At 71.8% G+C, this 6,629-nt stretch carries 1 protein-coding gene; it reads left to right on the top strand.

The annotated features are described in order from the left end of the window. On the top strand, nt 1–6,629 hold a 6,629-nt coding region (locus tag ACWDEN_RS47675), incomplete at both ends, for an SDR family NAD(P)-dependent oxidoreductase (protein WP_450864372.1).

Here is a 6,629-nt window from a genome sequence, read left to right on the forward strand (position 1 = left end):
GACGCGGTCCTGGATGTGATCGACCTGCCGCTCAAGGAAGTCGTGTGGGGTGAGGACGCGGAGCGGCTGAGCCGTACGGAGTTCACCCAGCCGGCTCTGTTCGCGGTCGAGGTGGCGTTGTTCCGGCTGGTGGAGTCGTGGGGTATCAGGCCCGACTATCTGGCGGGGCATTCGATCGGTGAGTTCGCCGCCGCGCATGTGGCCGGGGTGCTGTCCCTGGCGGATGCGGCGAAGCTGGTCGTGGCTCGTGGCCGTTTGATGCAGGCGCTGCCGGAGGGCGGCGCGATGGTCGCCCTGCAGGCGACCGAGGACGAGGTCCGTCCGCTGCTGGTGGATGGTGTCGGTATCGCGGCGGTGAACGGCCCGCAGGCGGTGGTGGTTTCCGGTGTGGAGGCGGAGGCGCTGCGGATCAAGGCGCACTTCGAGGCGGAGGGCCGTAAGACGACGCGGCTGAAGGTCTCGCACGCTTTCCACTCGCCGCTGATGGAGCCGATGCTCGACGAATTCCGGGCGATCGCAGCGGAGTTGGAGTACGGCACGCCTGCGGTCCCGATCGTGTCGACCCTGACCGGTGCTCTGGTCACCGACGAGCTGTCCGACCCGGAGTACTGGGTCCGCCATGTCCGTGAGGCGGTCCGGTTCGCGGACGCGGTGGAGGTGCTGGCCGAGAAGGGTGTGACCACCTACCTCGAACTCGGCCCCGACGCCGTGCTGACGGCGATGGGCCAGCAGAGTGCCGAGGGTGTCTTCGTCCCGGCTCTGCGTCGTGACCGTGATGAAGCGCGTGAGCTGGTGTCCGCCGTGGCCCGGATCGCCGTGCACGGTGGGAAGGTCGACTGGGCGGCGTTCTACGCGGGCACCGGAGCCCGCCGCGTCGACCTGCCCACCTACGCCTTCCAGCGCCGGCGCTACTGGATGGACGCGTTGGAGTACTGGTCCGACGCGTGGGCCGGTGCGGACACCGGTGGGGTGACGTCCGCAGGGCTCGACCGTGCGGTGCATCCGCTGCTCGGCGCCGTGGTGGCCTCGCCGGACAGCGACGGTGTGGTGCTGACGGGCCGGCTCTCCACGTCGGCCCAGCCGTGGCTGGCGGACCACGCGGTCGGCGGCACCGTCCTCTTCCCCGGTACCGGGCTGGTGGACCTGGCGCTGGCGGCCGGCGACCGGGTCGGCTGCGAGCTGCTGGAGGAGCTGACGCTGGAGGCGCCGCTCGTGCTGCCGGAGCGCGGCGGAGTCGCCGTACAGGTGGTGGTCGGTAGCGCCGGCGAGGACGGCACGCGGCAGGTGAACGTGTACGCGCGCTCCGACGACGAGGAGGGCACGTGGACCCGGCACGCGACGGGACTGTTGTCGGCCGCGGCACCGCAGGCCTCCTTCGACTTGGCCCAGTGGCCGCCGCAGGGCGCCGAACGGGTCGAGCTGACGGGCCTGTACGACACACTGGCGGAGGCGGGTCTGGAGTACGGGCCGGTGTTCCAGGGCCTGACGGCCGCCTGGCGCTCCAGTGCCGGTTCGGCCGAGGAGATCTACGCCGAGGTGGCCCTGCCGGAGGAAACCGGTGTCGAGGGCTTCGGAGTGCACCCGGCCCTGCTGGACGCCTGCCTGCACGCGACCGGGCTGCTGCCCGGCGGTGCCGAGAGCACACGTCTGCCCTTCGCCTGGACCGGTGTCTCGCTGCACGCGACCGGTGCTTCCCGGGTACGGGTCCGACTCGCCCGCGAGGGCGCCGAGGGTGTCGCCCTCGCGGTCGCCGACGAGCAGGGCAGCCCGGTGGCGACGGTCCGTTCACTGGTGCTCCGGGAGGTCGCGCCGGAGCAGCTGGCGGCGGCCCGGTCGGCGTTCCACGCATCACTGTTCCAGCTGGACTGGGCGCGACTGCCGGAGGTGCGTTCGCATGATTCTGCGCCGGATGATGTGGTGGTGCTCAGCAGCGCGCCGGGTGCGGACGGGGAAGCCGTGCGGACGGCGGTGCATCGGGCGCTCGCCGAGCTGCGGTCGGCTGCCGGGCGTGTCGCGGTAGTGACGCGGGGGGCGGTGGCGTTGCCGGGTGAGGACGTCACCGACCTGGCGGGTGCCGCCGTGTGGGGCCTGGTCCGCTCCGCCCAGTCGGAGGACCCGGACCGTTTCGTCCTGGTCGATGTCGACACCGACACCGACACCGACACCGATGACGCCGTCGCCCTGGCGTTGGCGACGGGTGAACCGCAGGTCGTGGTCCGTGACGGCGCGGCCCACGGAGCCCGGCTGGTGCGCACCCCTGTGACGGACGACGAGGCAGCCCGTCCCGCGTCGGTCTTCTCCGCCGAGGGGACGGTGCTGGTGACCGGTGCGACCGGCACCCTGGGCGGTCTCTTCGCCCGGCACCTGGTGACCGAGTACGGGGTGCGCCGTCTGCTGCTGACCAGCCGTCGGGGTGAAAAGGCCCCCGGTATGCGGGAGTTGGCCCAGGAGCTGTCCGCTCTGGGCGCCGAGGTGACGGTGGCGGCCTGTGACGCGGCGGACCGTGAGGCGCTGGCCGCGCTCCTGGACGGGGTCGACCTGTCGGGGGTCGTGCATGTGGCCGGTGTCCTGGACGACGGTGTGATCGCCTCCCTCACCCCGGAGCGGGTGGAGAAGGTGCTGCGTCCGAAGGTGGACGCGGCCCTGAACCTGCACGAGCTGACCGCGGACAAGAACCTCACCGCGTTCGTCCTCTTCTCCTCCGCCGCGGGCACCCTGGGCAATCCGGGCCAGGGCAACTACGCGGCCGCCAACACGTTCCTGGACGCTCTCGCCGCCCACCGCAAGGCGCAGGGTCTGCCCGCACAGTCGCTGGCTTGGGGCCTGTGGGGCGGCGGCATGGCCGGTGAGCTGAGCCAGGCCGACATCGACCGGATGAACAGCACCGGTGTGCACGCGCTTACGCCCGAGCAGGGCCTGGCGCTGTTCGACACCGCGAGCGCCCTGCCCGCCCCCGCCCTCGTCCCCATCCGCCTGGACGTCAAGGCACTCGGCGCGGGCGCCGGCGAACTCCCGGAACTGTTCCGCAGTCTGGTCCGCCGCCCGGCCCGCCGGGTCGTCAGCGGTACGACGGGTACGGCGTCGTCGTCGGCCCTCGCCCAACGACTCGCCGGACTCTCCCCGGAGGAGCAGGAGGCCGAGATCCTCGGTCTGGTCCGGGCCACGGCCGCCGCGACCCTCGGTCACGCGGGACCGGAGGCCATCGACCCCGCACAGGCCTTCAGCGAGCTGGGCTTCGACTCGCTCAGCGCGGTCGAGTTCCGCAACGGCCTCGGCGAAGCCGTCGGCATGCGGCTGCCCGCCACCCTCGTCTTCGACTACCCGAGCCCGGTCGTGCTCGCCCGCCACCTGGCCCAGGAGGTCACGGGTACCGGCGAGGACGCGACCGGCGCGGCCCCCACCGTCGCCGCGACGGACGGCGACCCGATCGTCATCGTCGGGATGAGCTGCCGTTACCCGGGCGGGGTGGAGACGCCGGAGGACCTGTGGCGGCTGGTAGCCGACGGGGTGGACGCGGTGTCGGAGTTCCCGACCAACCGCGGCTGGAACATCGACGAGCTGTACGACCCCGCCTCCGAGCGTCCCAACACCAGCTACGTCAAGCACGGCGGCTTCCTCCACCGTGCGGGCGACTTCGACCCCGACTTCTTCGGCATCAGCCCGAACGAGGCCCTGGCGATCGATCCGCAGCAGCGGCTGCTGCTGGAGACCGCCTGGGAGGCGATCGAGCGGGCCGGCATCGACCCGACGACGCTGAAGGGCTCGGCCACGGGCGTGTTCGCCGGGATGATGTACCACGACTATCAGGACAACACGAACACCGGTTCCGTCGCCTCGGGCCGGGTGTCCTACACGTTCGGCCTCGAAGGCCCCTCCGTGACCGTGGACACCGCGTGCTCGTCGTCGTTGGTGGCGTTGCATCTCGCGGCGCAGGCGTTGCGGTCGGGGGAGTGCTCGCTGGCGCTGGCCGGTGGTGTGGCGGTGATGGCGACGCCGGAGGCGTTCGTGGAGTTCAGCCGGCAGCGGGGGCTGGCTCCTGATGGCCGGTGCAAGTCGTTCGCCGACTCCACGGACGGCACCGCGTGGGGCGAGGGCGTGGGCATGCTGCTCGTCGAGCGCCTGTCCGACGCCCGCCGCAACGGCCACCCGGTCCTCGCGGTCGTCAAGGGCTCGGCAGTGAACCAGGACGGCGCGAGCAACGGCCTGACGGCCCCCAACGGACCCTCCCAGCGCCGGGTCATCCGGCAGGCACTGGCCCAGGCGGGCTTGAGCACCACCGACGTGGACGCGGTGGAGGCGCACGGTACGGGTACCACTCTGGGTGACCCGATCGAGGCGCAGGCGCTGCTGGCGACGTACGGGAAGGACCGTCCGGAGGATCAGCCGTTGTGGCTGGGTTCGATCAAGTCGAACATGGGGCACACGCAGGCGGCGGCGGGTGTGTCGGGCATCATCAAGATGGTCGAGGCGATCCGTCACGGTGTGCTGCCCAAGACCCTTCACGTCGATGAGCCCACGCACCAGGTGGACTGGTCGGAGGGCAACGTCCGGCTGCTGACCGAGTCCCGTCCGTGGCCGGAGACGGGGCGTCCGCGCCGTGCGGGCATCTCCTCGTTCGGTATCAGCGGCACCAACGCCCACGTCATCATCGAAGAGGCCCCCGCAGAGAAGGCCCTCGAGAACCCGGAAACGGTGCCCGGTCCGGTCATCTGGCCGCTGTCCGGCAAGACCCCCGAGGCCCTGCGCGCTCAGGCCGAACGCCTGCGGACATACGTCACCAGCGATCCGTCCCTGAGCTCGCTGGACATCGCCCACTCCCTCGCCACCCGCCGTACCGCCCTGGACTTCCGGGCGGCCGTGGTGGGTGCGGACCGGGAGGAGTTGCTGGCGGGTCTGAGCGCGTTCGTGGAGGGCCGGTCGGCTGCGGGTGTGGTGCAGGGGAGTGTGCGGGGTGCTGGTCGTACGGCGTTCCTGTTCACGGGTCAGGGTGCGCAGCGGGTCGGGATGGGCCGGGAGCTGTATGAGGCGTTCCCGGTGTTCGCCGAGGCTTTCGACGCGGTCCTGGATGTGCTCGACCTGCCGTTGCGGGAGGTCGTGTGGGGTGAGGACGCGGAGCGGTTGAGCCGTACGGAGTTCACCCAGCCGGCCCTGTTCGCGGTCGAGGTGGCGCTGTACCGGCTGGTGGAGTCGTGGGGTATCAGGCCCGACTACCTGGCCGGTCACTCGATCGGTGAGTTCGCCGCCGCGCATGTGGCCGGGGTGCTGTCCCTCGCCGATGCGGCGAGGCTGGTCGTGGCTCGCGGCCGGCTGATGCAGGCGCTGCCGGAAGGCGGCGCGATGGTCGCTGTCCAGGCGACGGAGGACGAGGTACGCCCCCTGCTCGCCGACGGCATCGGCATCGCCGCCGTGAACGGCCCGCAGGCGGTGGTGGTCTCCGGTGTGGAGGCGGAGGCGCTGCGGATCAAGGCGCACTTCGAGGCGGAGGGCCGTAAGACGACCCGGCTGAAGGTCTCGCACGCCTTCCACTCCCCGCTGATGGACCCGATGCTCGACGAATTCCGCGCTGTGGCAGCCGAGTTGGAGTACGGCGTGCCGAGCATCCCGATTGTGTCGACCCTGACCGGCACCCCGGTGGGCGCGAGCGAGCTGTCCGATCCGGGGTACTGGGTCCGCCATGTCCGTGAGGCGGTCCGGTTCGCGGACGCGGTGAAGGTGCTGGAGTCGGAGGGAGTGACCCGCTTCCTGGAAGTGGGGCCGGACGGTGTGCTGACCGCCATGGCGCAGCAGTCGGTCGGGTCGGAGACGGCCGTGCTGACGGCCGCGCTGCGCAAGGGCCGCGCCGAGGTGCCCGCACTTCTGATCGCCGTGGCTCGGCTGCACGTCTGCGGGGCCTCGCCCGACTGGACCGCGTTCTACGCGGGTGCCGGGACCCGCGTGATCGAGGGCTTGCCCACCTACGCCTTCCAGCGCAGCACGTACTGGCTGGAGAGCACCGTCGAAACGGGCACCGCGCTGTCCGAAATGGGCATCGGCGCCTCCGGCCACCCGCTGCTCGGCGCGGCGGTGACCCTGGCCGACAGTGACGGTGTGGTGCTGACGGGCCGGTTGTCGACGGCGTCGCAGCCGTGGCTGGCGGATCACGCGGTCGGCGGCACCGTGCTGTTCCCGGGCACCGGCCTGGTGGACCTGGCGATCCGCGCCGGCGACGAGGTCGGTTGCGAGCTGCTGGAGGAGCTGACGCTGGAGGCGCCGCTCGTACTGCCGGAGCATGGCGGAGCCGCCGTACAGGTGTCGGTGGGAGCGCCCGACGAGTCGGGCGCCCGCACGGTCACCGTCCACTCGCGCGCCGAGGGAACCGACGAGCCCTGGACGCGACACGCCACCGGTGTGCTCTCCGCCGCCGCGCCCGCGCCTTCGTTCGAGCTGGCCGCGTGGCCGCCGCGGGGTGCTGAGCGGGTCGATCTGGAAGGCCTGTACGACACACTGGCGCAGGCGGGTCTGGAGTACGGGCCGGTGTTCCAGGGCTTGACGGCCGCCTGGCGCTCCGGTGCCGGTTCGGCCGAGGAGATCTATGCCGAGGTGGCTCTGCCGGAGGAGACGGGTGTCGAGGGTTTCGGGGTGCACCCGGC

The organism is Streptomyces sp. NPDC001153, from assembly GCF_053598315.1.